Raw genomic sequence first — 25,526 nt, forward strand, 5'->3', positions numbered from 1 at the left:
CGTGTCAGTAATACTTGCTATCGAATCCTCCTGTGATGAAACTTCTGTTGCTATTTGTAATAACGGCAAAATTACAGCCAATGTTATTGCAAACCAAACTATTCATCAAAATTATGGTGGTGTAATTCCTGAACTTGCTTCAAGAGTTCATCAACAAAATATTGTACCGGTTATTCAACAGGCATTAACCGACGCTAAAGTTAGCAAAAAGGATATAAACGCCATAGCCTTTACCAGAGGCCCCGGATTACTGGGCTCTTTGCTGGTTGGGGTATCTTTTGCGAAGTCTTTTGCCCTGGCATTAGACCTGCCGCTTATAGCAGTTAATCATATGCACGCGCATATCCTGGCGCATTTTATTGAGGACCCTAAACCTTCGTTTCCTTTTCTGTGTTTAACGGTTTCGGGCGGACATACGCAAATTGTACTGGTTAAAGACTATTTTGATATGGAAATAGTGGGTGAATCACTGGATGATGCAGCGGGTGAAGCTTTTGATAAAACGGCCAAAATACTGAATTTGCCTTACCCGGGCGGTCCATTGATTGACAAACATGCAGCCAATGGTAATCCTTTGGCCTATAAATTCCCTGAACCTCAGATCAAAGATCTGAATTATAGCTTTAGCGGTTTGAAAACTGCCATCCTGTATTTTATCAGGGCGCAGGAAAAAGAGAATCCTGATTTTATTCAGGATAACCTGAACGACATCTGTGCTTCTGTTCAGCATAGTATTGTACATATCCTATTAAATAAACTTAAAAAGGCAGCACAGCTTTACGGGATTAAGGAGATTGCAATTGCTGGTGGTGTCTCTGCAAATACAGGACTGCGTAAGGCACTGGAAGATAAAGCTAAAGAGCTGGGCTGGAATGTATACGTTCCGGGGTTTGAATATTGTACTGACAATGCGGCTATGATTGCTATAGCGGGACATTATAAGTTTATAAATAAAGAGTTTGTCGGGCAGGATATCGCTCCTGCATCAAGAATGGAGTTTAATACAATTAAATAGATTATTATGAATTCAATGAGTTTCCTGTTTTTCGGCCTGATGCTTATCCCTTTTATTTTGCTTTTGATCTGGATGATCAAACAGGATAAAAATAAGAATTATATCGGTCTAGTAGTACTAGTTGCTGCTATATTTATTGCCGCTTATGTAGCGGTTAATGTGGATATGAAGTTTATGACCCCATAGGTTTCCTGAAAAATAAAAAAGCGGTATGTCCATAAGACATACCGCTTTTTTTATGTAGCTGTAAGCTGAATTACAATAATTCTTCCAGTTTTTCGCCAGTTACTTCTTCTCTGATTTTGCTCTCGATTTCATCAGCTAATTCAGGATTGTCCATTAATAATTGTTTAACGGCATCTCTTCCCTGTCCAAGTTTAGTATCTCCATAAGAGAACCATGAACCAGCTTTTTTAACGATATTGAAATCTACACCTAAATCGATAATCTCACCAACTTTCGAAATTCCCTGGCCAAACATGATGTCAAACTCAGCGATACGGAAAGGAGGCGCAACTTTATTTTTAACGATTTTTACTTTTACCCTGTTACCTGAAACCTCATCAGAATCTTTGATCTGTGAAGTTCTGCGGATATCCAGACGTACTGAAGCATAGAATTTCAAGGCATTACCACCTGTAGTAGTTTCGGGGTTACCGAACATCACACCAATTTTTTCACGTAACTGGTTGATGAAGATACAGCAGCATCCTGTTTTAGCAATAGTTCCGGTTAATTTTCTTAGTGCCTGTGACATTAAACGAGCTTGTAAGCCCATTTTAGAATCACCCATTTCACCTTCGATCTCAGCTTTTGGTACCAAAGCAGCAACAGAGTCAATCACGATCACATCTATTGCTCCTGATCTGATCAGGTTATCGGCAATTTCCAATGCCTGCTCACCATTGTCTGGCTGTGCAATCAGCAGGTTGTCTACATCAACACCCAGTTTTTTAGCATAAAACTTGTCAAAAGCATGCTCTGCATCAATAAATGCAGCTACACCACCTTTTTTCTGTGCTTCAGCAATGATATGTGTAGCCAGCGTAGTTTTACCAGAAGATTCAGGACCGTAAATTTCAATTACACGGCCTTTGGGTACACCACCAATACCTAAAGCAATATCTAAACTGATAGAGCCGGTTGAGATAGACTCAATAGATTCAGTAGGAGTGTCACCTAATTTCATCACGGCACCTTTACCGTAAGATTTTTCTAACTTATCTAATGTAAGTTGTAATGCTTTTAATTTATCTGGGTTTGGGATCATCTTATTTAATTATGTCGTAAATATAAAATATTTATTCTTTATAAAAACTTAATCTTTACTGTTTTGTACTAATTTATTTAGCAATATTAAGTATTATTTTTCAATATATAACAAAACATGTAAAATTATTGAATTTAGTATTCAGTTTGGCTAATAGCTTTAGCTCTTTTGTGCTATTTAATCTTATTCACTTTCGGCGGCGCATTGGTACGTATGAGGGTTTCATAGTATTTACAGAATGATTTCAGATCGCAAATATCACATTTAGGCGAACGTGCCACACAGATATAACGTCCATGAAGGATGAGCCAGTGATGTGCTACATGAATACTTTCCTGCGGTAAGTATTTAGTAAGTTCCTTTTCTACGGCGAGGGGAGTTTTACCGCTGGATAAGCCCAGGCGATTGGCTACCCTGAACACATGGGTGTCTACTGCCATAGCAGGTGCATTGTAAATGACAGATGCAATTACATTGGCAGTTTTGCGACCCACACCAGGCATCTTTTGTAACTGGTCGATATCTGAAGGAACTTCATTGTTAAATTCGTTTAACAGGATATTGGCCATGCCGACCAGATGTTTAGCCTTATTATTCGGATAACTCACGCTTCTGATATAATCAAATACGATATCCGGAGTGGTTTCAGCAAGAGCTTTCGCGTTCGGAAAACGCTGAAACAAGGCAGGGGTAACCTGATTGATTCTTTTATCTGTGCATTGTGCAGATAAAATGACGGCTACCAATAACTGAAAAGGATTATTATAATGAAGTTCTGTCTCAGCATCAGGCTGTTTAGCAGAAAAATAGGCTACAAATTGTTTATACCTTTCTTTTTTGAGCATAGACAAAGATAAAACAAAAAAAGCTGCCATACACTGGCAGCTTAATCTTTTAAATCAATTACAAGGACTTTGAATAAGCCAGGATTTTGGAAATAGTTTCCTCATCAGGTGTCTTATTCAACAGATCCATCTGTGGTTTAATGCTTTCATAAAACATTAAATCAAGGTCGTTGAAATACTCACTACTTATATTTTCAGCATGCTGATTTAAGTAGTGGGAATTTGAAATAGGAGTAGAGGTTGTTATCATAAGCATTAAACTGTTTTTGTTTTCTAATTTAACGAAACAATTCAACATTTATTTTAACCTGCTATTTAATTATAAACTTAATTTTCAAGTTACTTCTTTCACCTTCATCATTTTACGCAAATTGCTCAGGGCGTATCTCATCCTTCCCAAAGCAGTATTAATACTGACATCTGTCAGGTCGGCAATCTCCTTAAAACTGAGGTCTGCATAGTGGCGCATAATCAGTACCTCCTTTTGTTCGTCAGGAAGAAGCTGGATTAATGCTCTCAGATCTGTATGGGTCTGCTCTCTCAGTAGTCTGTCTTCTGCATTTTCTTCATAAATCTGAAGCATATTGAGGATATCAGTCCCATCGGCACTGGTAATTACAGGTGCACGTTTTTCACGTCTGAAATAATCGATTACCAGATTGTGAGCAATACGCATCACCCATGGTAAAAATTTACCTTCTTCATTATATCTGCCCGAACGTAACGTATTAATTACTTTGATAAAAGCATCCTGAAAAATATCTTCTGCCAGGTACTGGTCTTTAACCAGTAAATAAATGGAAGTATAAATCTTGGATTTGTACCTGTTCAGGAGTTCTTCGAGAACGGATTCATTTCCTTTTAGGTATAACTTTACTAATTCCTGATCACTATATGATTGTAACTTCATAGGATTATCTAAACTAAATTCCCTTGCTTGGTTGCTAAAAAAATATTGAGTAGATGTTTTTGCTATAGTGGTTCTCCTATGATTTTTAAAGGTTGTGATTTAATCGATTGTGTTACAAGTTCAAAAGAAGCATTTTTTTACCAGAATTCAATAATAAAAGTTGTAAAAAAAATTAAATTAGTTTAAAGAGCCGTATTTTTGCAACTCTCCACAAACGAATTTTGTGTTTTTGGGGTTATAATTAGCAAATCCTATAAGGAAGTCAATGAGTAAGGAAACGGAGAAAGATCCACATAAAAATATTATTATTAAGGGGGCCAGGGTACATAACCTCAAGAATATTGACGTTGCGATACCAAAAAATAAACTGGTAGTCATTACTGGAATGTCAGGTTCAGGGAAATCTTCCCTTGCCTTTGATACACTTTATGCTGAAGGGCAGAGAAGATATGTAGAAAGTCTTTCTTCCTATGCCCGTCAGTTTATGGGCAGGATGAACAAGCCTGATGTTGATTATATTAAAGGTATTGCCCCTGCAATTGCTATCGAGCAGAAAGTAATTACATCTAATCCCAGATCTACTGTAGGTACTTCAACCGAGATTTACGATTATCTTAAACTGCTTTTCTCCAGAATCGGTAAAACGATCTCTCCGGAATCGGGTGAAATAGTTAAAAAAGATACAGTGAGTACTGTGGTTGACTTTGTCTCTGGTCTGGGTAACGAAAGTGTAGTAACGATTTTTTGCCCGCTTCACCCGCATAATAACCGGTCTGTCAAAGAAGAACTGGCTGTATTATTACAGAAAGGGTTTCTGCGTGTTTATATGGATGATACAATTCATAAAATTGAAACTGTACTGGAAGATGAGAAGTTCAGGGATACTGAACTTAAAGATGCCGAGACGGTTAAAATCCTGATCGACCGTATCATTTTTCATGAGGATGATGAAACAATGAGCCGTCTGGCCGATTCTGTTCAGACTGCCTTTTTTGAAGGTAAAGGTGATTGCTACGTAGAACATGAAGGTAAGATCAGTCACTTCTGTGATCGTTTTGAACTGGATGGTATTCGTTTTGAAGAGCCAACACCTAATTTTTTCAGTTTCAATAATCCCTATGGAGCATGTAAAAGATGCGAAGGATATGGAAATGTAATCGGTATTGATGAAGACCTGGTTATTCCTGATAAAAGCAAAAGTCTGTATGATAATGCGATTGCGCCATGGCGTGGTGAAAAGATGCGGGAATGGTTAAATAAACTGATCAAGAATGCTGCAAAATTTGATTTCCCGATTCACAGACCTTTCAATGAGCTGACTGAAAAGGAACAAAAGGTAATCTGGACTGGAAATAAGTATTTTGAAGGACTGGATGCTTTTTTCAAGGAACTGGAAGAACAGACTTTTAAGATTCAGTACAGAGTGATGTTATCCCGTTACCGCGGAAAAACGATCTGTCCTGATTGTAAAGGCTCAAGATTAAGGAAGGATGCCTCTTATGTGAAAATAGGAGGGAAATCTATCGTGGATGTGGTCTTAATGCCTTTATCAGTTATACAGAATTTCTTTGATCAGCTTGAATTGTCTGAAACTGATGCGAAAATATCGAAACGTTTACTGGCTGAGGTAACTAGCCGCGTACTTTATCTGAATAACGTAGGCCTTGGTTATTTAACCTTAAACAGGTTGTCTAATACGCTTTCTGGTGGAGAATCTCAAAGGATTAACCTGGCTACCTCATTGGGAAGTAGCCTGGTCGGATCTATTTATGTATTGGACGAACCAAGTATTGGTCTGCATCCAAGGGATACCAATAAACTGATTGAAGTATTGCAGTCACTCCGGAATGTTGGGAACACAGTGCTTGTTGTAGAACATGAAGAGGAAATGATGCGGGCTGCTGATCATATCATTGACATTGGGCCTGAAGCGGGAACATTAGGCGGTAACCTGGTCTTTACAGGTACGTATGATGAAATTATAAAAGATGAGAAGAGTCTGACCGGAAAATATCTTTCGGGCAAGGAGAATATAGAAATTCCGGCTACCAGAAGGAAATGGGCTGACCATATCCTGATTAAAGGAGCAAGAGAAAATAACCTCAAGAATATTGAAGTGAAATTCCCTCTGGGAGTATTTACCGTAGTTAGTGGAGTTTCGGGATCAGGTAAAACCAGTCTGATCAAAAAAATACTTTACCCGGCCCTGCAAAAAGCTATTGGTAACTATGCCGGGGAACAGACTGGTTTATATGATGGGATATTTGGTAATTATGATCTGATCAGCCAGGTAGAAATGGTAGATCAGAACCCTATCGGACGTTCTTCAAGATCCAATCCGGTTACTTATGTAAAAGCATGGGATGATGTAAGGGCGCTGTTTTCTGCATTACCTGCGGCTAAAGCCGCTGGTCTGAAACCTGCTGCCTTTTCTTTTAATGTAGAAGGTGGCCGTTGTGACGTTTGCCAGGGTGAGGGAGAAGTGAAGATTGAGATGCAGTTCATGGCTGATATTTATCTGCCTTGTGAAGCTTGCGGAGGGCGCAGGTTTAAACAGCAGATCCTGGATATTACTTACCAGGATAAAAATGTGGCTGACATCCTCGACCTGACAATTGATGAGGCGGTAGGATTTTTCAAAAATGAATCTAAAATTCTGAATAAACTGCAACCACTGGTGGATGTAGGTTTGGGTTATGTCCATCTGGGACAATCATCCAATACTTTATCCGGGGGAGAGGCACAAAGGATCAAACTGGCTTCGTTTTTAATCAAAGGGAACAGCGCGAGTAAAACGATGTTTATTTTTGATGAGCCGACTACAGGTCTGCATTTTCATGACATCAAGAAACTGCTGATCGCTTTAAATACGTTGATTGAACAAGGAAATACGATCCTGGTGATTGAGCATAATATGGATATGATTAAATCTGCCGACTGGGTAATTGATATTGGCCCTGAAGGTGGTGATAAAGGTGGGAACATTGTTTTTGAAGGAACACCTGAAGACCTGGTCCATGCAAAATCATCCTATACGGCGAAGTATTTATTGCCTCATCTGAAACCATCTCTGACGGTTTAGAAATATATCATACAATGACGGCTGAAGAATTTTTCTTCGGCTGTCATTTCTAAAATACGACCGATCAATAAAATCTTTATATTAGCACATGCTTTTTCTAACCCTGTTCCTCGGAATAATTCTTAATTCGATAGGTTATATCCCGCCTGGAAACATTAACCTGACGGTTGTACAAATCACTATTACAAGGGGAATAAAACAAGCTTTGTACTTCATTCTAGCCTTTTCCTGCATAGAAGTGCTGTTCACATTTGGTGTAATGCGTTTTGTACAGTGGTTGTCGAGTGAAATTAAGTTTGGCAATTATATTGATGGGATCATGATTATCATGTTCCTGGTGCTGGGTATTATTACCTGGAGATCGAGAAAGGAAATGCCAAAGGCTGATTATTCTAAAAAAGATAGTATCAGGTACGGAATGTTGCTGGGAGTGTTAAACCCTATGCAAATTCCCTATTGGTTATTTGTGGGTACTTATCTGGTTTCGCATGAATGGATAGACATCGGTTATCTCTCGCTTTCAGTATTTAGTATCGGATCGGGAATCGGAGCTGGTGTAGCTTTATATGGTTTCGCCCGTTTTGCGCAGTATATCCAGACCAAATTTGCTTTAAGCAGTTATGTGGTTAACCGGGCTATCGCGATTTTATTCTTTGCACTTTCTGCCTATCACGTCTGTAAACTGAGTTATGTTTATTTTATAAAGTAAACAGCATTCCTTCACCTATTTTTTTAGGAATTCTACATTCCAGATCTTTTCCGCCCTACGTCCGATCAGCCAGAATGAGCCAGCCAGTACGCTGAAGAATAAGGCTTTGTGCCAACTGTCCCAGAAGTATTCAAAGTAACGGGTATATAAGTTGATGAAGAGAAAGGTAATCCCGAACTCGCGGGCAATATCATCTCTGAATTTCAGCCCCACAAAAATACTGGTGACACAAGCAACTGCCGAGATAATGGCCCAGTAGAAAAGACTGATCTGCTTAATGCCATACCATTTATCGAGGGTACCAAAGTTACCGAATACGGAAATCAACCATAAAGAGATAAAGAGGTAAATCATCCCACAGATATAAGTAGTATCGTAAAAGAAGCTGAAGGCTTTGACTTTTTTTAAGGAGAGCGAAATTAAAGTCAGGGCCAGGCCAAAGAAGACAAAACGTAGCGGATAGTTCATACCCAGGAAATAGAGGTTGTCACGGGAAAGATAACCGGTCTCTGTACCAAACCATGCCCCGAGAGAGATCAGTACAAATATCCAGATCAGACGTGATTTGAAAATATAAGCCAGAACAGCATAAATAAACACTGAAAGCAGGATCAGGATGGAAAAATGACCATCTCCCTTACCTATGGCTTTGCCCATATAAGCAATGGCATTGGCAGTCAGCATCACAGCAGTGAAAATCAATGCGTCATTACTGAATACCTGCATCGGTAATGTTTTCTTTCTTTTGAAGCTCAGTTTGTAAAGAAAACCTGCGGCCACTGCAGATAGTAAACTGATCACTCCATCAGGTGTATTGTACAGGGTCCTGAGATAATTCAGAAATTTATTGTCAATGAGTAATGCCCCCAGTGAAATCACACCGCAGGCCATGGCTATCCAGAATGAATACTGAGCAAGTCTGCGCCAGTCGAATGACTTGGCCTCATAACTTGTCTTCAATCTTTCGACCTCAGTTGGTGTGAGCAGATTTTCCTGTTGCCAGTGTTCCAGCATTTCATCTAAAAAGTCACTCTTTTCCTGGTCGATTTTCATTCTTAATTTTATGAATTATTTCGCAATATCTAAAAAAAATTCAGGATTAAGCAATTAATGAAACCAGGTCTGTCTTTAGGGGCTATGTTTTCTTTAACAGATCGGGAATCTTTTTATGGTTACCTACAATCCATACGATATCTTCATTTTCAAATACCAGGTTCGAATCGGGATTGAGAATACGGACCCCATTCCTTTCAATGCCAACAACCAGTCCCTGTGTTTTTTCGCGGATACCTGACTCGCGGATAGACTGAGCAAATACGGGTGAAGAGCTATTGATGACAATCTTTTGCAGTGTCATATCTTTCTTAGGAAAAGCTGTTTCCTGGTCTTCATTTTTTGTGCCTTTGAATAACTCGCCAACTGCTGCCAGCTGATCATCAGTACCAATTAACATAACCTTATCATTTGGATACAGGCGTTCATCTCTGCCGGGTGTAGGGATCATCATATTCCCTCTTTCTATCAGGGCTATATTTACGCCATATTTCTCTCTGACAGCCAGTTCAATCAAAGATTTACCCACCAGGACCGATTCGGGAGCGATAGTCAGTTCAGTCAAATGCGTATCCCAGGGTAAGATCTCCGGTTGTTTCTGCTGTTCTTCGCGGGCATTCAGGTTATACAGAAAGCGGTGTTCCAGACGATCGTAAAAAGCCTGTAGTTTCCTCGAAAAAATAACCATTCCGGTGATAATGAGCAGGAGTGCAATCGTGATGGCAACCCAGGTATTATAAAATTGAAAGATGAGAAAACAAACAGCAAATAAAGCCAGTGCGACACGTACTACCTCTAAGGCAATCAGCGGGCCTCTGGTATATTTTTTATTGAGCCATAAATGGGCATGTGCTTTTCTGGCAATTCTCCGGATCGCCAGCGCCCATAAAAATGGGGCCATGATGATCAGTGAAACAATCAGGCTGATAATAATTCCCTGATCTCCGGCAATGATATTCTGTGTGATGAACGGCTGCAGATATCTGGATCCTGAAAAAATAATCGCAATCAGGATAACAGCGTGAATGATCGTGTTAAATGTATAAGATTTCAGTAATGTTTTCCAGTCACTCATGGTTGTAATTCCAGCCGTACTTGAACTGTATCTCTGAATTGCCGCCACCCAGCTTTTTGGTAATTTACGTTCTAGAAAAAGATAAAATGGTTCTGAACTTTTGATCAGATAGGGGGTGGTAAAGGTCGTAATCGCAGAAACGGCAACAGCAATAGGGTAGAGGAAGTCGCTTGTTACTTTTAAGGTAAGCCCAAGGGTGGCAATGATAAAGGAAAATTCTCCGATCTGGGCCAGGCTCATCCCGGTCTGTACAGCCGTTTTTAAAGGCTGCCCTGATACAAGTGCACCTAAACCGGAACTGAGAAATTTACCGAGTACAGTAGCAACAGTAATGATCAGGATCGGTATAGCATAATCTACTAATATCTGCGGATCGATCAACATTCCTACGGATACAAAGAATATCGCAGCAAACAGATCTTTTACAGACTTGGTCAGGTGCTCAATTTTTTCGGCCTGGGTAGTTTCTGCAAGGATGGAACCCATGATAAAAGCACCTAATGCCGGAGAGAACCCTACTTTAACAGCTAGTAATACCATCAGCAGGCAAAGCGCAATGGAGACAATCAGCATCGTCTCATCATTCATTAGTTTCTTAGTTGCTTTGAGAAAGGTAGGAACCAGAAAAATTCCGCCAATAAACCACAGGATCAGGAAGAATAACAGTTTTAAGATGGAAAAGAACATCTCTGTCCCCGCAAACTGCTGGCTGACCGCCAGTGTGGAAAGTAAAACCAAAAGTAGGATGGCTACCAGATCTTCTACGATGAGGACACCAAACACCAGACCTGCAAATTTTTTATGTTTGACACCCAGTTCTTCGAATGCCCGGATGATAATCGTAGTGGAGGAAACAGAGAGGATCCCGCCCAGAAATATACTGTCCATCGTAGCCCAGCCCATGGCTTTACCGGCAACAAAACCAATGGCAAGCATACAGACTACTTCGACAATAGCTGTAATAGAGGCTGAACCTCCAACTTTGACCAGTTTTTTAAAACTGAACTCCAGCCCAAGACTGAACAGCAGAAAGATTACACCTATTTCGGCCCAGATATTAATACTGGCCTTATCAGTCACTGTAGGGATAAAATTAATATGGGGTCCGACCAGTAAACCGGCGAGGATATAACCTAAGACAAGAGGTTGTTTGATTTTTTTAAAAAGAAGAGTTGTAATTCCTGCTGCGGCAAGTATTAAGCCTAAATCAGTTATTAGTACAGGGAGGTGTAACATATAGCATATTTAATTGTAAAAAGACAGTTGAATGGGGTTGCTGCAGGAGCATTACCAGAAAACATGATTGGGATACAAGAAATCGTATATGAAATTATAATGGAACCTGGTATACAGGTTGATTGTTCTAAGCGGGGAATTCCGGATTAATTTGTCTTCCGGCAGATAAAATAATTGCAGACAGACCACGGGTTGTTTGGTCAATGCCTGTTGTATGGTTCCGGAATGTTCAAAATCATCTCCGTTTAAGCTGGATACGTCCTTCAGTTGTGGTTTCTTAAACAGATAGTGAAGAGAAAGAGGTTTAATCTCTTTCTCCGGCTGGCAAACAGAGCCGGTCTGCCCAGGCTTCAGGGCAAAGCATGAATTCGTTATGAAAAAGATTACTATAATCAATAAAAAACGCCTCATTATTGTAAATATACAATAAAAAAGGCGTTTTTGATAGAAAAAAGACGTTTATTTTGTCGCGTTAAGATTTGCGAAATAGGCCAGGGTATCTTCCTTGTCTTGTTGTAATTGTAATTTTAAAGCTTCCAGGCCCGTGAATTTTACATCATGTCTGAGGAATTCCATAAAATTCATTTTGATGTACTGCCCGTAGATCTCTTTGTTGAAGTCAAAAATATTGACCTCTATATTTCTGGTCATTCCGTTAATGGTAGGACGCTGACCGATATAAGCCATCCCTTTATAAGATTCGTTTTCCATTTCTACAGTAACCGCATAAATACCATCCGAAGGAATGAGTTTGTAAGGTTGTTCAATAAATATATTGGCTGTAGGAAAACCGATAGTCCTGCCTATTTTATCGCCTTTAATTACCGGGCCATACAGAGAGAAATTATACCCCAGATACGTTGCTGCCAGACCAACCTGTCCGTCCAGCAGGGATTTCCTGATTTTGGTGGAGCTTACAGCTACATCATTAATATCCTGCTCTTTGATCTCCTCAATCTGGTAATTATAGGGGCCGGAAAAGGCAACAAGGTCTGTCATGCTACCGGTTCTGTTTTTTCCGAAACGGTGATCGTAACCGACAATGAGCTGTTTGATCCCGATAGTGTCCACTAATATGTTTTTGATGTACTCAGCAGGGCTGAGATTAGAAAAATCGCGGGTAAAGGGAGTGATAATTAAATGATCAACACCTAATTCAGCTAAAATTTCTGCCTTCTCTTCTATTGTATTGATCATTTTCAGATCCTGGTTTTCAGGGTCAATAATCAATCTTGGATGAGGGAAAAAAGTCAGAATAACACTCTCTCCGCCTGTGGATTTTGCCAGCTCACAAAGCCGGTTAATGATTTTCTGGTGCCCGAAATGTACGCCGTCAAAAGTACCTATGGTTGCAACCGCATTGTTCAACCGTTTAAATTCAGAAAGGTGATTATATATCTTCAAAATCTTAAAAATTAATGCAGGGCATGGCGTTTTACTACTCCTCCCTTAATATCAGAAATCTGCTGCTGCACAATAAAAGCGTCGGGATCGATCTGACGGATTTCATTTTGCAGTTTACCCATTTCAAGCTTAGTCACTACGGTATATAAAATATCTATTTCTTTTTTCTCCCCATAACCACCTTCACCTTTATATATGGTTACACCCCTTTTCATATCATTGATCAGAAATGATTTAATATCTTCTTTTTTCTCAGAAATGATAGTTACACCAATATATTGCTCCAGGCCATTAACCACAAAATCCACAGTTTTAGAGGCGGACAGATAGGTCAGAATGGCATACATAGCCGTCTCGATATGAAGGAAAATTGCAGCCACACCAAATATAATAATATTCAGGATCAGGATAATATTGCCTACGGTAAGCATGCTGTTTTTACTGATATAAAGTGCAAGGACTTCTGTTCCGTCGATAACACATCCGCCACGCATAGCCAGTCCAATACCACCACCCAGAAATAAACCGCCAAAAAAAGCGATCAGTAATTTATCGTGGGTAATAGGCTGAAAGGGTATAATAATCAGGAAAATAGCAAGTACTATGATAGCAAAGGCTGTTTTGATTGCGAATGTCTTTCCAATCTGGGTATAACCAAGGATGACAAAAGGGATATTAATCAGCAGGATCAGATAGGATAATTTAAAGCCTGTCAGTGTACTGATCAGCAGGGAAATTCCGGTTACACCACCATCGATAAATTCATTGGGCATCAGGAAACTCTTCAAACCGAAACAAGCAGATACTATACCCATTCCAATCAGGATAAAGTCTTTCAGGTGTCTTAAATAAGTGTTTCTCAGATGACCGTGCATAATATCTATGTTAGCTGTTTTCTATGGGCTGTTCAGCGGCAGCCCTTTTCTCTTTGAGATAGGCCACCAGGTCGGTTACTTCAAAAGCGTCATCCAGTGAAAAACTACCACTTCTGGTACGGGTTAACTTAGACAGGTAAGCGCCGTTTTCAAGGTGTTTACCAAAGTCCGAGACTAACGATCTTATATAGGTACCTTTACTGCATACTATTCTGAAATCAACTTCAGGCAAGGCAATGCGGGTGATTTCAAAAAGAGGCACAGTTACAAAACGTAATCTCAGTTCCTGTTCTTCACCTCTTCTGGCTTTAACATAAAGGCGTTCTCCATTTACCTTGACAGCCGAATGGGCAGGTGGGTATTGTTGAATATCACCTGTAAACGGAGCGGTTGCTGCATATATAGCTTCGTCATTCAGGTTAGTCAGGGGATATTCCTGGTCTATTTCCGTTTCCATGTCAAAGGAAGGGGTGGTTGCACCCAGGATCATGGTACCGGTATATTCTTTATCTTCTGCCTGAAAGGTGTCAATTTGTTTGGTCAGCTTTCCAGTACACAAAATCAACAGGCCGGTAGCCAATGGATCCAGGGTACCTGCATGACCTACTTTTAATTTCAGGGGTTTTAACGAATTTCTAATCTTTCCTACTACATCAAAACTTGTCCATTTATAGGGCTTATTGATGAGTAATAACTCTCCTTCAGCAAAATTGAAGGTTCTTTCCAGTAACTTTTCTGCGCTCAACACGGTAATCTAAATTAAGCTGCAATTTACACATTAAATTATTTGCAGATCGTGTCCGGCGTAGATTAATGCAATAATGGTCAGCCCGGCGATGATACGGTACCAGCCAAATACTCTGAATCCGTGTTTGTTAAGATAACCGATAAAGCTCTTAATGGCCAGAAGGGCAACGATAAACGCAATCACATTTGCAATAACCAAAAGCTGGATCTGATCGTGATTAATGGTATGTCCTTCTTTATAGAAGTCGTACAGTTTCTTTCCTGTAGCCGCAAACATTGTTGGAACAGCTAAGAAGAAGGAAAATTCGGCAGCTACTTTTCTGCTTAATTTCAATGACATCCCGCCCACGATACTTGCACCCGATCTGGAAGTTCCTGGAATCATAGCCAGACACTGAAAAAATCCGATTTTTAAAGCTGTGATATAATTAATCTCTTCTTCCTCGTGGATAGTTGGTTTGTTAAACCATTTATCTACAAAAAGGAGAATTACCCCACCTACGACTAAGGATACTGCAACAGTCATTGGGCTTTCAAGCATCTGGTCAATTTTTTTACTTAATAGCAGACCAAAAACAGCTGCGGGAATAAAGGCAACGAGTAATTTAATATAGAAGTCAATAGTCTTAAAGAAACGCTTGAAATAGAGCACGACTACCGAAAGAATGGCCCCTAACTGAATGGCAATCGTAAATAATTTTACAAACGGATCGGATGCAATTCCCATAAAGGAGGATGCAATGATCATATGACCCGTAGAAGAAACAGGCAAAAACTCGGTCAGTCCCTCTATAACAGCGAGAATGATAGCATCAATAAGTGTCATAGGATTTACTTCTTCAGTATTGCGTAAATGCCAAATCCAAAACCAAAAAGGACAACCATAGGAGCCAGAAGGGTCTTTCTTAAATCATAGATATCAGTTGTACCTATCATCAGCAAAAAACCAACCACCACAATAGCGATGCTGATAAACAATAACTGGTAATTCTTTTTAGTGAAAACCAATTCACTTTTAGTGTCCTGCGTTGCAGAACTAGTTTTTTTCTCGGTCATTATCTGTAAAGGTCGTAAATTTTTAGACGTAAATATTTGCTTACTGCAAAGGTCGTACTCAGGGCAGTCAGGAAAATACCCATACCTACCAGACCAAGCAGCACGATACCAAACTCGGTATAATTTCTTAAAATAATAATTTCAGGAATTTCTTTCTGCGCATAGTAAAGCATGCCCAGCAAAATAATGATGGCAATGAAGGAAGCTATCAAACCGTGTAACATAGCCCAGAAAATAAAGGGCTTACGGATGAAATTTTTAGTAGCACCTACCAGTTGCATGCTTTTAATCAGGAAACGCTGAGAATAAATGGCCAGTCTGATCGTATTGTTAATCAGGGCCACAGAAATGACTAAAAGGATAGCTGCAAATCCAAGTACAATCAGTCCGATTGTTTTAATGTTTTTGTTAACCATATCAATTAATGAACTCTGATAGATCACTTCTTTAACCACGGGGTTCTTGCTGATATTTGCTTTCAGGGCATCTATACTTTTGTTGTTTGCATAGTCTGCTTTCAGATAGACATCAACTGTAGAAAGTAGTGGATTATAGCCGAGGAAGTTTACAAAATCTTCGCCTAAATCCTGCGTCAGGTTTTTGGCAGCGAGCTCTTTGTTAACATATTGTGTCTGCTTAATGGCCGGATTGGCATTCAGTTCTTTCTGAAATTGAAGCACATCGGCTTCTTTTGCACCCTCGTCAACAATGATGTTTAATACAATATTCTCTTTTACATAGTTAGAAAGGTTCTTTGCATGTACAAGGAGTAATCCCAATACGCCAAGCATCAACAAAACCAGGGTTATACTAAATATAGTGGAGATATAAATGGTTTTCGTCTTCTTAGAAGCATCACTGACTTCAAATTCTTCCATATGTTATGTGTTGAGTATTTTTTATGTTCTGCGAAAATAAAAAAATATATGCAAACTATGTGCCTTTTAAACGGGTAAAATATCTTGTTTGGTATGAATATCACTGATATGTACAAAGTTCTTTTCATAACCTCCTTTATTTCTTTATTTTCGCCGTATATAAAGGATTACTTGTAATGGATTACCAATTTAAAGAAATAGAACAGAAGTGGCAGGGGTTTTGGGCAGCAAACCATACGTTTAAAGCAGAAGCATCATCAGCTAAACCTAAATTTTATGTGCTGGATATGTTTCCATATCCATCAGGAGCAGGCCTGCATGTCGGCCATCCGCTGGGCTATATTGCCTCCGATATATTTTCAAGATACAAAAGATTAAAGGGATTCAATGTTTTACATCCTATGGGATATGATTCATTTGGTTTACCCGCAGAACAATACGCTATACAAACCGGTCAGCATCCTGCTTTAACTACTGAAGCAAATATCAGTACTTATCGCCGTCAGCTGGATCAGATTGGTTTTTCATTTGACTGGAGCCGTGAAATCCGCACAAGCGAACCAGAATATTATAAATGGACGCAATGGATCTTTATGCAATTGTTCAATTCCTGGTATAACCTGGAGACAGACAAGGCAGAAGATATCAGTACACTGATTGAAAAATTGAATACAGTAGGAAGTGCTGGGGTAAAAGCAGCAAGTGATGAGGATGTGAAAACGTTGTTGCCTTCTGACTGGGCAGCACTGACTGCTGAAGAAAAACAGGAAGAACTGTTGAAATACAGATTGACATTTTTGAAAGAGAGTACAGTGAACTGGTGCGCGGCACTGGGAACGGTACTGGCGAATGATGAAGTGAAAGATGGTTTTTCTGAACGTGGTGGTCATCCTGTGGAGCAGAAAAAAATGATGCAGTGGAGCATGCGTATTTCTGCTTATGCAGAACGTTTGCTGCAAGGCCTGAACACAATTGACTGGCCGGAGCCGGTTAAAGAAATGCAGCGTAACTGGATTGGGAAAAGTGCAGGTGCGAGTGTGCGTTTCAAAATCGAAACGGGTACTGAAGTTTTGCCTGCTGATTACATCGAGGTATTTACAACTCGTGTAGATACTCTTTTTGGTGTTTCTTACGTAGTTCTTGCACCCGAGCATGAACTGGTTGCTGCACTGACTACACCTGAGCAGGAGAATGATATTAAAAATTATATTGCCCAGACTAAAAAGAAGTCTGAGTTAGACCGCATGGCGGATACAAAAACAGTTTCTGGTGCATTTACTGGTACCTATGTAATTAACCCTGTCAGCGGAGAACGTGTTCAGTTATGGATCGCAGATTATGTCCTTGCCGGTTATGGTACAGGAGCTGTGATGGGTGTGCCAAGTGGTGATCAGCGTGACTGGTTATTTGCAACTCATTTTGGTTTGCCAATTGTTCCGATCCTGGATGCACAACAAGAAATTGAACTGCATGCAGATCCAACTAAAGAGGGTAAGTATATCAATTCGGGCTTCATTAATGGAATGAATTATGCCGAAGCAGTAGCTACTTTAAATACCTGGCTGGAAGAACAGAAAGTAGGTAAAGCCAAAGTAAACTTCCGGATGCGGGATGCTATATTTGGTCGTCAGCGTTACTGGGGAGAGCCTATTCCAGTATATTTTAATAATGGCCTGCCTTATCTGATTAAAGAAGAGGAATTACCGTTGTTATTACCAGAAGTAGATAAATATCTGCCAACAGAAACAGGAGAACCGCCATTAGGCAGAGCCGAAAACTGGACTTATGAGAATCAATATACTTACGAACTGAGTACTATGCCAGGGTGGGCGGGTTCAAGCTGGTATTGGTATCGTTATATGGATGCGCACAATAATACCGCATTTGCTGGTCAGGAAGCCATTGCTTACTGGAAGGATGTAGATTTGTATATCGGTGGTGCTGAACACGCAACCGGTCACTTGCTTTACAGCCGTTTCTGGAACAAATTCCTGAAAGACCTGGGTTATGTGAAGGAAGAAGAACCCTTCAAAAAACTGATCAACCAGGGAATGATCCAGGGCCGCAGTAATTTTGTTTACCGTGTGGTTGATGAAACAGGCAGAGGAACAAATACCTTAGTTTCTCATGGTTTAAAAAATGATTATAAAACTTCTGCATTACACGTAGATGTGAATATTGTGGATAATGAGATCCTGAATATTGAGCAATTCAAATTATTCAGACCAGAATTTAAGGATGCAGAATTCATACTGGAAAATGGTAAATATATCTGCGGTGTTGAGGTAGAGAAAATGTCTAAATCTAAATTCAACGTAGTTAATCCGGATGTACTGATTGCCAGTTATGGTGCAGATACCTTAAGGATGTATGAAATGTTTTTAGGACCACTGGAACAAAGTAAACCATGGAACACTAATGGAATTGAAGGTGTATTCAAATTCCTGCGTAAATTCTGGCGTTTGTTCCATAATGACGCATGGGAATTCAGCGTGTCGGATGAAGAACCTGGCAAAGCAGAATTAAAGGCATTACATAAGATTATTAAAAAGGTACAGGATGATGTAGAGCGTTTCTCTTTCAATACTTCTGTATCCAGTTTCATGATTGCTGTCAATGAATTAACGGATCTTAAATGTAATAAACGCAGTATCCTGCAAGACCTGGTTATTGTACTTTCTCCTTACGCTCCGCATATCACTGAAGAACTGTGGTCATTACTCGGTAATCAAGGAAGCTTGTCATATGCAGCTTATCCGGAATTTAATCCGTCATACCTGATCGAAGATGAATTCAGCTACCCTGTTTCTGTAAATGGAAAAACAAGATTGAATTTAAGTTTGAGCCTGACACTGGAGGCTAAAGAAATCGAAGAGATTGTACTGGCTGATGAGCAGGTTCAGAAATATCTGGAAGGGAAGACACCTAAGAAGGTAATTATCGTAAAAGGCCGTATTGTAAATATCGTAGTTTAATATTTTTACCGGATTAATGATCAAAAGGTTATTAAGGCATGTTTGTCTTAATAACCTTTTTTAGTATAGGCTGTATTTTGATCGAATGTAACATTTGTGCTGAGCTGAAGTGTTTAATTGAGCTGAGGTGCTGAACGTAAACAATTTACCGGTAAATTCGCGCCGTTCGCCGGGAAAATGATTCCTGTTGTCGGAAACTATTTAATATAGCGGTGTAACAAAATTAAATTTGATCAGACTAATGCAATACTGATTCACACACTATTACAAAATTATGAAAAGACTATTACTATTGTTTGCCTTCCTGGGAATGATGATACAGGCTAATGCGCAATTCACTTTAGGCGGGGGAGGACAAAAAGTAACTATCACGGGTAGAATTAGCGCGGTGATTACTGACTCCGCGACAAAAGCACCTGTTGACTATGCTACCGTATCACTCATCAGAGTTAAGGATAATAAATCGGTTAATGGCGGGGTAACTGACGCCAAAGGTAAAGTCGTATTACAAAATGTAGCTCCTGATCAATATAAACTATCGATCGGTTTCATGGGGTATAAAAGTAAAACGATACTGGTAAAAACCAGTCAGGAAAAACCGGATTTAAATTTGGGCAATATCCTGCTGACCAGCACATCGAGTAACCTGAAAGAAGTGGCCATCGTAGGTAAAACACCTATGGTAGAAACTAAAATTGATAAACTGGTTTACAACGCAGAACAGGATGTGACCACGGCTGGTGGTAATGCAAGTGATGTGATGCGTAAGGTTCCGATGGTTTCGGTTGATATTGACGGAAACCCTTCCTTACGTGGAAGTTCTGCTGTAAGAGTATTAATTAACGGAAAGCCTTCGGGAACAATGTCTAACAGTGTAGCGGATGCTTTAAAAATGATCCCTGCTGAAGAAATCAAGAGTGTAGAGGTAATCACCAGTCCTTCGGCAAAATACGACGCTGAAGGTTCAGGGGGAATTATCAATATTATCACTAAAAAGAAAACAGCACAAGGGGTTAACGGAACTGTAGGTGCTTCATTGGGTACACGTCAGAATAATGGAAATTTTAGTCTGAATGTGAAACAGGGCCGTCTTGGAATTACCTCAAGTTTTGGTGGGCAATATGCTATCCCGCAAAATACAAGGGTAGTTTCACAGAATGATAATTATACTAGTAATATGTTTAATTCTCAGGATGGTTATACGAAAGCGAAGAGATATGGTTATACAGGTAGTGTTGGATTGGATTATGATATTAACGGATATAACAGTCTCTCAACGAATATTAAATATAACGATTTCTCCAATGGTTCGAACGGGAGTTTTAATGGAACAAACAGATTACTGGATAGTGTTACCAGCCGTTATCTGCGTACTTCATCGAACGATAACAGTCTGAATAATATAGACTGGAGTGCTGACTACAGGAAAACGACTAAAAAAGAAGGGGAAGAATTTACTGTTTCCGGACAAGCTAGTTTTGGCAGAAATACAGCTAAATTTAATACACTGGTAACTGATCCGTCTGGCGCAGCCGTTGGCCCCGCGCTGATTGGTGATAATACCGGTAAAAATAATGAGTATACTTTGCAAACGGATTATGTATATCCATTTAGTAAAAATGTGATCCTGGAAACGGGTGTTAAAGGAATACTCAGGAATATTAAAAGTAAATATGAAAGCAGTGACCAGGATTTTGACTATAAACAGGATGTAGGAGCTGCCTACGGTGTTTTAAGTTTCAAACTGGCTAAAACGGTTGACGTTAAAGGTGGGCTGAGAGCTGAATACACTGATATTCACGGTGTATCCGGGTCCTCACTGAATTTTAATAATAATTATTTTAACCTGTTTCCAAGTGCTATAATTTCAAAAACGCTGAAAGGAAATTCTACGCTGAAGCTAAGTTATAACAGAAGAATGCAGAGACCAAGTCTGTCTTATCTGAATCCTTTCCTGAACAGAAACGATCCGCAGAACCAGCAGCAGGGTAATCCAAGTTTAAGTCCTGAATTAAGTGATATTGTAGAGCTGGGTTATTCTACCTTCATTAAGGGCTCTATCATTAATGCGTCTATCTTTTACAGAAATACCCAGGATGTGATCCAGAGTTTATTCATTCCTGAAAAAAGTCTGACTACTTATTTCAATGTGGGTAAAAATAAATCCTATGGTGCGAATGTGTTTGCTACTTATAACCCATTACCAAAATGGACATTGATGGGGAACTTCAGTTTAAATACTTATGATTTACTCAATACACAAACTAATGAAAGAAGTGGTGTTTATGTGAATTATTCAGCATTTGCAAGATCGGCTATTTCGTTTAACGGTGGTTGGAATACAGAGATTTTCGGAGTTTATAATTCTGAAAAAAGAGTTTTCCAGAATACGTCTGGACCAATGGTTTTTTATGGTGGTGCCTTCAAGAAGGATATCATGAAAAAGAAAGCAACAGTAGGGATCAATGTACTGAATGTATTCTCGCGTGATTTACACATCAGAAATGAAAGTAAAGGCGATACGTTCCTGCAGAGCACTAATATTTATTATCCTTTACGCTCTTTTGGAGTCAACTTCAGTTATAAGTTTGGTAAAGTGAGCTTTACTTCCAAAAAGAAAAAAGGGATCAATAATGATGACTTAAAACAGGAAGAAGGAGCCGGTGGATTAGGCGGTGGTGCAACGGGCGGCCCTAAACAATAAGAAAAAATTAAGATGAAGAGACCGTCTCCTAAGCAATTAAGAGACGGTTTTTTTTGTAAATTTTTATAAGGATAGTTTTCATTGGCATTTTAATTGTATTGTAGTATTAACCAGGTGTGATTATAATGATTGTAAGGAAATGGTACCTATATTTGCCTGGTAATTTATATGAAGACTTATATCATTCACGTTAGCCATGCTTCTGACAGAAAAAAGCATATTGATAAACAGTTAAAAGGTAAAATAACTGATGTGCATTTTGTGCTGGAAGGGGATAAGGAAAAGTTATCTGACCAGATTATCTCTAAATATTTTACAGGCGGAATGGCATGTATATCGGGGGGGACTTCCTGCGCATTAAAACATATCCTGGCTTATGAAGATGTTAAACGGCATAACATTGATTATGCGGTTATTCTGGAGGATGACATCTTTTTAGATGATCAGTTTATGGAGGCGGTTGAAAATGTGTTAACAGAAATCAAGAAAGATAAAATCAGTAATTTTATCATCAGCCTGGAAGATTCAAGTCTGAGATATGTGAAAGGGAGCACAAGGAAGAAAGGGAAATTTCTGTACAGGGAATCATATGGCAGAATGGCCGGTGCATACATGATCGATAATCAGGCGGCAAATAGTCTGATCGATAAATTAAATCAGGATAAATGTGGTATGCCGATTGATTTTTTTCATAATTATTGTGCCGATCACAAAATTATAGATATCTACTGGATACATCCGACAATTGCAACTCAGGGAACTTTAAACGGGAGTATGAATTCTCTTATTGATCCTACACCCAGAAGTTTTTTCAAAAGGATGTCTTTTAAAATGCACAAGAAATATAAACAGCTGCTTTGGTTATCCCGGTAGGTCTTTATATTTTTTTTACGCGTTTTAAAATCATAAGACTCAGTGGGTTAATTGGATATCCTGTGATGTTGTTCTGAAGCATAGTGACAGACTGGTCATAGAGGATTGGTACTATAGAGGCATTTTCTATAACCATATTATCCATTTTCTGATATAAAATAAAGCGTTTTTTTGAATCGTTCTCATAATAACTCTGCTCAAACAGACGGTCAAATTCTTTGTTGAAATAGCCGGTGTAATTAGGTCCATAGGGTACGCGGTTTTTCGAATAGAATACAGAAAGATAGTTCTCTGCATCCGCATAATCAGCAATCCAGGAGCCTCTGAAAAAATTGACCTCATTCTTAGACATTAATTCACGCAGGCTGGAACTGGGAGTGACATCAACTTTTACCCTGATGCCCAGTGAATTTAATTCTCCCTGGATGAATTCAATCAGATCTTTATAAGTGGTAGAAGTACTCAGTGTTAATTCTGACATCCCTTTCCCATGTGGAAAGCCTGCTTCTGCCAATAATTTGGCTGCTTTGACCGGATCATAGTGGTAACCTATGACCTTTGTGCTGTCAAATCCAGGCATTCCTTTGGGGACAAATCCGGAAGTAGCTGGTGTACCAGTGCTGTTCCGCAGATATTTGATCAGCTTTGCTTTATCTATAGCGTAATTAATTGCCTGACGTACTTTTTTAAATCTCAGTGGAGAGTTTTTGACAATGGATTTTGAAGTATCTACTAATATACCAACGTATTCAGTGCATAAATAGGGGCCTTTGATCAATTGAAATTTACCTTTGTATTTACTGGTCATATGACCGCTTTTGGTCAGAATATCGTCGCGGTAACTCCCGTCAACGCTATAGAAGAAGTCAAGGTCTTTTTTGATAAAGGACATAAATGCACTTTGCTTATCACTGATAAATGAAACTTTAACCGCATCGAGATAAGGAAGTCTGTGCCCGTTTTCCTTTTCCCAGTAATTCTCGTTTTTCAGCAGAACCAGAATTTCTTCTTCTTTCCAGTATTTAAAGCGAAAGGGGCCAGTGCCTATGGGATGGCTCCTGAAATCTTTTCCGTAATGGTCCACTACCTCATGGGGGACAACCACGCAATACTGTGTAGTCAGCAGGTTGATGAATGCCGGAAATGGTTTGGTCAGGCTGATGACCAGTGTACTGTCGTTAACTGCTTTAAAGCTATGACTGTCTTTTACTTTATCACTGAATATCCAGCCGCCTGAAGAAGCGACTTTAGGATCTATCAGCCGGTTGAAACTGTATACAAAATCTGCCGCAACTACTTTTCTTCCTTTTCCTTTGCTGAACAGTGGATCGTCATGAAAGAAAACATCATCGCGTAAATGAAAGGTATAGCATAATCCATCAGTTGTTATTTCCCATGACCTGGCAATTGCAGGTACAGGATTCAGCTGGCTGTCCGCCTGTACCAGACCGTTAAAAAGCTGGTTCATCATCCATATTGCCGGCTGATTACGTGCAAAGGCAGGATCCAGTGAGGTAAGGCTCTGATCAAAGTTGAGGTTAAAGACTTTTTTTTCTTTATCATCAGCCTTAAAATGACAGCTATACAGTGCAATAATGCATAAAGTGCAAAAAATATTTTTTATAATTCGGGGCATCAGATCAGGAATATTACTTTTGCACAAAGTAATAAATTAATCACTATGTCTATTTTAAATGCAGTTATAAATAATGTTGAGGATGAAACGCTACGCGAAGATTTGCAGGAGCGTGTGGATATCATTCTGCATAAGATTAAATTTATGGACAAAATACCTGTGGCCTGCCTGGATACCAACAATACGCCAAACAGTGTTTTGAATGTCCTGATTGAGGCTGTAGGGGGAGAGATGCTGGAAATTGTACAGCAGGCACAAGTACTGATTTATCACCAGACTAACTATAATATCGGGCAATTAATGGGCATTGTCCCTTCTCTGCTGGAAAAGGAATGGCCTGCAGTAACATATAACAGAGTGTACCTGATGGAAGACACCACTGCTTTTTTAAGCGATCCTGTTTCCTTTGTGGAAGCGATGGAAGATATGGCAGAAATGCTTTATCCCGGCTATTTTATTTTCGGGAACGAAGGTAAACGCTGGAGCTCATTTGCTGTTTAATAAGCAATAAATTTATCTATCTGCTGTCCGGTAAATTTGAGGGTATCTTCTTTATAAAAAGCACCTGATTCATCGAGCTCCGTTTTAATCGCCGGAATATGCAGTCTTAAGGGGAGTACATGCAGGTGTAAATAACTGCATACGCCACCAAAGTGATCAATACCCCTGATATTTCCATATTTACCCGAAGATATGCCTACCAGGCAGGCTTTTTTATCATAAAAGCTTTCCGGAAAACTACAGGCATCGATAAATGTCTTCAGGACCCCCGGAAAACTTCCGTTGTATTCGGGAATAATGAACACAAACTTAGTTGTAGCAGTAACCTGGTCCTGCATTTTTTGAAATTCCGGTGATCTTTTTCCATAGAGATCCGAGGTGATTAACGCGGAGGGAAGATCTGTGAGATTCAGTATATTAGCCTCTTGTCCTTTTCCAAGGAAGGCTTCCTGATAATATTTTGCAACTTTAAGCGTATTGCTTTCGGGTCTGTTTGTGCCTGAAACGATCGTAATCATGAAAAAATTGTTAATAAGATGTTCAAAACACTCTATTGTTTAACACTAATATTGTCATTTAGTTTGTATCTTAGCTAATTGTTAAAAAGCCCCTAAATGTAGGTAAAAATAGCATTTTTTACATAAAGGATCTAATTCACAAATTCTCAGGGAAATAATAAGTA

General features: G+C 39.4%; 23 protein-coding genes. 8 read left to right on the top strand and 15 right to left on the bottom strand.

What is annotated here, in order from left to right:
* Position 1: 1 nt before the first annotated feature.
* The gene (gene tsaD, locus HDF25_RS13705) at positions 2-1,015 is read left to right on the top strand and encodes a tRNA (adenosine(37)-N6)-threonylcarbamoyltransferase complex transferase subunit TsaD (protein ID WP_184625618.1); all 1,014 of its coding nucleotides are present in this window, start codon (positions 2-4) and stop codon (positions 1,013-1,015) included.
* A gap of 6 nt (positions 1,016-1,021) precedes the next feature.
* On the top strand, positions 1,022-1,201 hold the full coding sequence (locus HDF25_RS13710; protein ID WP_184625620.1) for a hypothetical protein: 180 nt from the start codon (positions 1,022-1,024) through the stop codon (positions 1,199-1,201).
* 70 nt (positions 1,202-1,271) lie between these two features.
* Here HDF25_RS13710 and recA read toward each other — a convergent pair whose 3' ends face one another.
* From recA to HDF25_RS13730, 4 genes are all read right to left on the bottom strand, one after another.
* Complete coding sequence (gene recA / locus HDF25_RS13715; protein ID WP_184625622.1) at positions 1,272-2,285, bottom strand: recombinase RecA; 1,014 nt, start codon at positions 2,283-2,285, stop codon at positions 1,272-1,274.
* A gap of 173 nt (positions 2,286-2,458) precedes the next feature.
* On the bottom strand, positions 2,459-3,130 hold the full coding sequence (nth, locus tag HDF25_RS13720; protein WP_184626183.1) for an endonuclease III: 672 nt from the start codon (positions 3,128-3,130) through the stop codon (positions 2,459-2,461).
* A 58-nt stretch (positions 3,131-3,188) separates the two neighbouring features.
* Positions 3,189-3,386, bottom strand: coding sequence for a hypothetical protein (locus tag HDF25_RS13725; RefSeq protein ID WP_184625624.1), 198 nt, complete (start codon positions 3,384-3,386; stop codon positions 3,189-3,191).
* Between the two features lie 78 nt (positions 3,387-3,464).
* The gene (locus tag HDF25_RS13730; protein ID WP_184625626.1) at positions 3,465-4,040 is read right to left on the bottom strand and encodes an RNA polymerase sigma factor; all 576 of its coding nucleotides are present in this window, start codon (positions 4,038-4,040) and stop codon (positions 3,465-3,467) included.
* Positions 4,041-4,305: 265 nt separating this feature from the next.
* On the opposite strand from HDF25_RS13730, the gene uvrA reads away from it, so the two are divergent.
* Both uvrA and HDF25_RS13740 read left to right on the top strand, forming a co-directional pair.
* On the top strand, positions 4,306-7,122 hold the full coding sequence (gene uvrA, locus HDF25_RS13735) for an excinuclease ABC subunit UvrA (protein WP_184625628.1): 2,817 nt from the start codon (positions 4,306-4,308) through the stop codon (positions 7,120-7,122).
* A gap of 88 nt (positions 7,123-7,210) precedes the next feature.
* Positions 7,211-7,831: a LysE family transporter gene (locus HDF25_RS13740; protein ID WP_184625630.1), complete on the top strand. Its 621-nt coding sequence runs from the start codon at positions 7,211-7,213 to the stop codon at positions 7,829-7,831.
* A 15-nt stretch (positions 7,832-7,846) separates the two neighbouring features.
* On the opposite strand, the gene HDF25_RS13745 is transcribed toward HDF25_RS13740, so the two are convergent.
* The 9 genes from HDF25_RS13745 to HDF25_RS13785 form a co-directional block, all read right to left on the bottom strand.
* Positions 7,847-8,884 (bottom strand): DUF2157 domain-containing protein, encoded by a 1,038-nt coding sequence (locus HDF25_RS13745; RefSeq protein WP_184625632.1) that lies wholly within the window; start codon positions 8,882-8,884, stop codon positions 7,847-7,849.
* A gap of 82 nt (positions 8,885-8,966) precedes the next feature.
* Entirely contained in the window at positions 8,967-11,195 is a 2,229-nt protein-coding gene (locus HDF25_RS13750) for a cation:proton antiporter (RefSeq protein ID WP_184625634.1), read from the bottom strand.
* A 51-nt stretch (positions 11,196-11,246) separates the two neighbouring features.
* Positions 11,247-11,606: a hypothetical protein gene (locus tag HDF25_RS13755; RefSeq protein WP_184625636.1), complete on the bottom strand. Its 360-nt coding sequence runs from the start codon at positions 11,604-11,606 to the stop codon at positions 11,247-11,249.
* A 48-nt stretch (positions 11,607-11,654) separates the two neighbouring features.
* Positions 11,655-12,599: a bifunctional riboflavin kinase/FAD synthetase gene (locus HDF25_RS13760; protein WP_184625638.1), complete on the bottom strand. Its 945-nt coding sequence runs from the start codon at positions 12,597-12,599 to the stop codon at positions 11,655-11,657.
* A gap of 11 nt (positions 12,600-12,610) precedes the next feature.
* The gene (locus HDF25_RS13765) at positions 12,611-13,474 is read right to left on the bottom strand and encodes a YitT family protein (RefSeq protein ID WP_184625640.1); all 864 of its coding nucleotides are present in this window, start codon (positions 13,472-13,474) and stop codon (positions 12,611-12,613) included.
* 10 nt (positions 13,475-13,484) lie between these two features.
* Positions 13,485-14,228 carry a tRNA pseudouridine(55) synthase TruB gene (truB, locus tag HDF25_RS13770; RefSeq protein ID WP_411267922.1) on the bottom strand — a complete coding sequence of 248 codons (744 nt, stop codon included), beginning with the start codon at positions 14,226-14,228 and terminating at the stop codon, positions 13,485-13,487.
* A gap of 24 nt (positions 14,229-14,252) precedes the next feature.
* Positions 14,253-15,047 (bottom strand): undecaprenyl-diphosphate phosphatase, encoded by a 795-nt coding sequence (locus tag HDF25_RS13775; RefSeq protein ID WP_184625642.1) that lies wholly within the window; start codon positions 15,045-15,047, stop codon positions 14,253-14,255.
* Positions 15,048-15,052: 5 nt separating this feature from the next.
* The gene (locus HDF25_RS13780) at positions 15,053-15,277 is read right to left on the bottom strand and encodes a DUF3098 domain-containing protein (protein ID WP_184625644.1); all 225 of its coding nucleotides are present in this window, start codon (positions 15,275-15,277) and stop codon (positions 15,053-15,055) included.
* The gene (locus HDF25_RS13785; protein ID WP_184625646.1) at positions 15,277-16,155 is read right to left on the bottom strand and encodes a cell division protein FtsX; all 879 of its coding nucleotides are present in this window, start codon (positions 16,153-16,155) and stop codon (positions 15,277-15,279) included. The genes HDF25_RS13780 and HDF25_RS13785 overlap by 1 nt, the downstream gene beginning before the upstream one ends.
* Positions 16,156-16,331: 176 nt before the next feature.
* Between HDF25_RS13785 and leuS the strand changes: the two genes are divergently transcribed.
* The 3 genes from leuS (at position 16,332) to HDF25_RS13800 (ending at position 22,707) form a co-directional block, all read left to right on the top strand.
* Positions 16,332-19,130, top strand: a complete 2,799-nt coding sequence (gene leuS, locus HDF25_RS13790) for a leucine--tRNA ligase (protein ID WP_184625648.1) — start codon at positions 16,332-16,334, stop codon at positions 19,128-19,130.
* A gap of 274 nt (positions 19,131-19,404) precedes the next feature.
* Positions 19,405-21,834: a TonB-dependent receptor domain-containing protein gene (locus tag HDF25_RS13795; protein WP_184625650.1), complete on the top strand. Its 2,430-nt coding sequence runs from the start codon at positions 19,405-19,407 to the stop codon at positions 21,832-21,834.
* A gap of 168 nt (positions 21,835-22,002) precedes the next feature.
* Positions 22,003-22,707 carry a glycosyltransferase family 25 protein gene (locus tag HDF25_RS13800; protein WP_184625652.1) on the top strand — a complete coding sequence of 235 codons (705 nt, stop codon included), beginning with the start codon at positions 22,003-22,005 and terminating at the stop codon, positions 22,705-22,707.
* A gap of 4 nt (positions 22,708-22,711) precedes the next feature.
* Here the strand turns inward: HDF25_RS13800 and HDF25_RS13805 are convergent, their stop codons facing one another.
* Entirely contained in the window at positions 22,712-24,343 is a 1,632-nt protein-coding gene (locus HDF25_RS13805) for an ABC transporter substrate-binding protein (RefSeq protein ID WP_184625654.1), read from the bottom strand.
* A gap of 45 nt (positions 24,344-24,388) precedes the next feature.
* Here HDF25_RS13805 and HDF25_RS13810 point away from each other — a divergent pair, with 45 nt between their 5' ends.
* Positions 24,389-24,844 (top strand): hypothetical protein, encoded by a 456-nt coding sequence (locus tag HDF25_RS13810; RefSeq protein ID WP_184625656.1) that lies wholly within the window; start codon positions 24,389-24,391, stop codon positions 24,842-24,844.
* Here the strand turns inward: HDF25_RS13810 and HDF25_RS13815 are convergent.
* Positions 24,841-25,362 (bottom strand): NADPH-dependent FMN reductase, encoded by a 522-nt coding sequence (locus HDF25_RS13815; RefSeq protein ID WP_184625658.1) that lies wholly within the window; start codon positions 25,360-25,362, stop codon positions 24,841-24,843. The two genes, HDF25_RS13810 and HDF25_RS13815, sit on opposite strands and share 4 nt — an antisense overlap.
* Positions 25,363-25,526 lie beyond the last annotated feature (164 nt).

Source organism: Pedobacter cryoconitis, from assembly GCF_014207135.1.
GTDB lineage: Bacteria > Bacteroidota > Bacteroidia > Sphingobacteriales > Sphingobacteriaceae > Pedobacter > Pedobacter cryoconitis_D.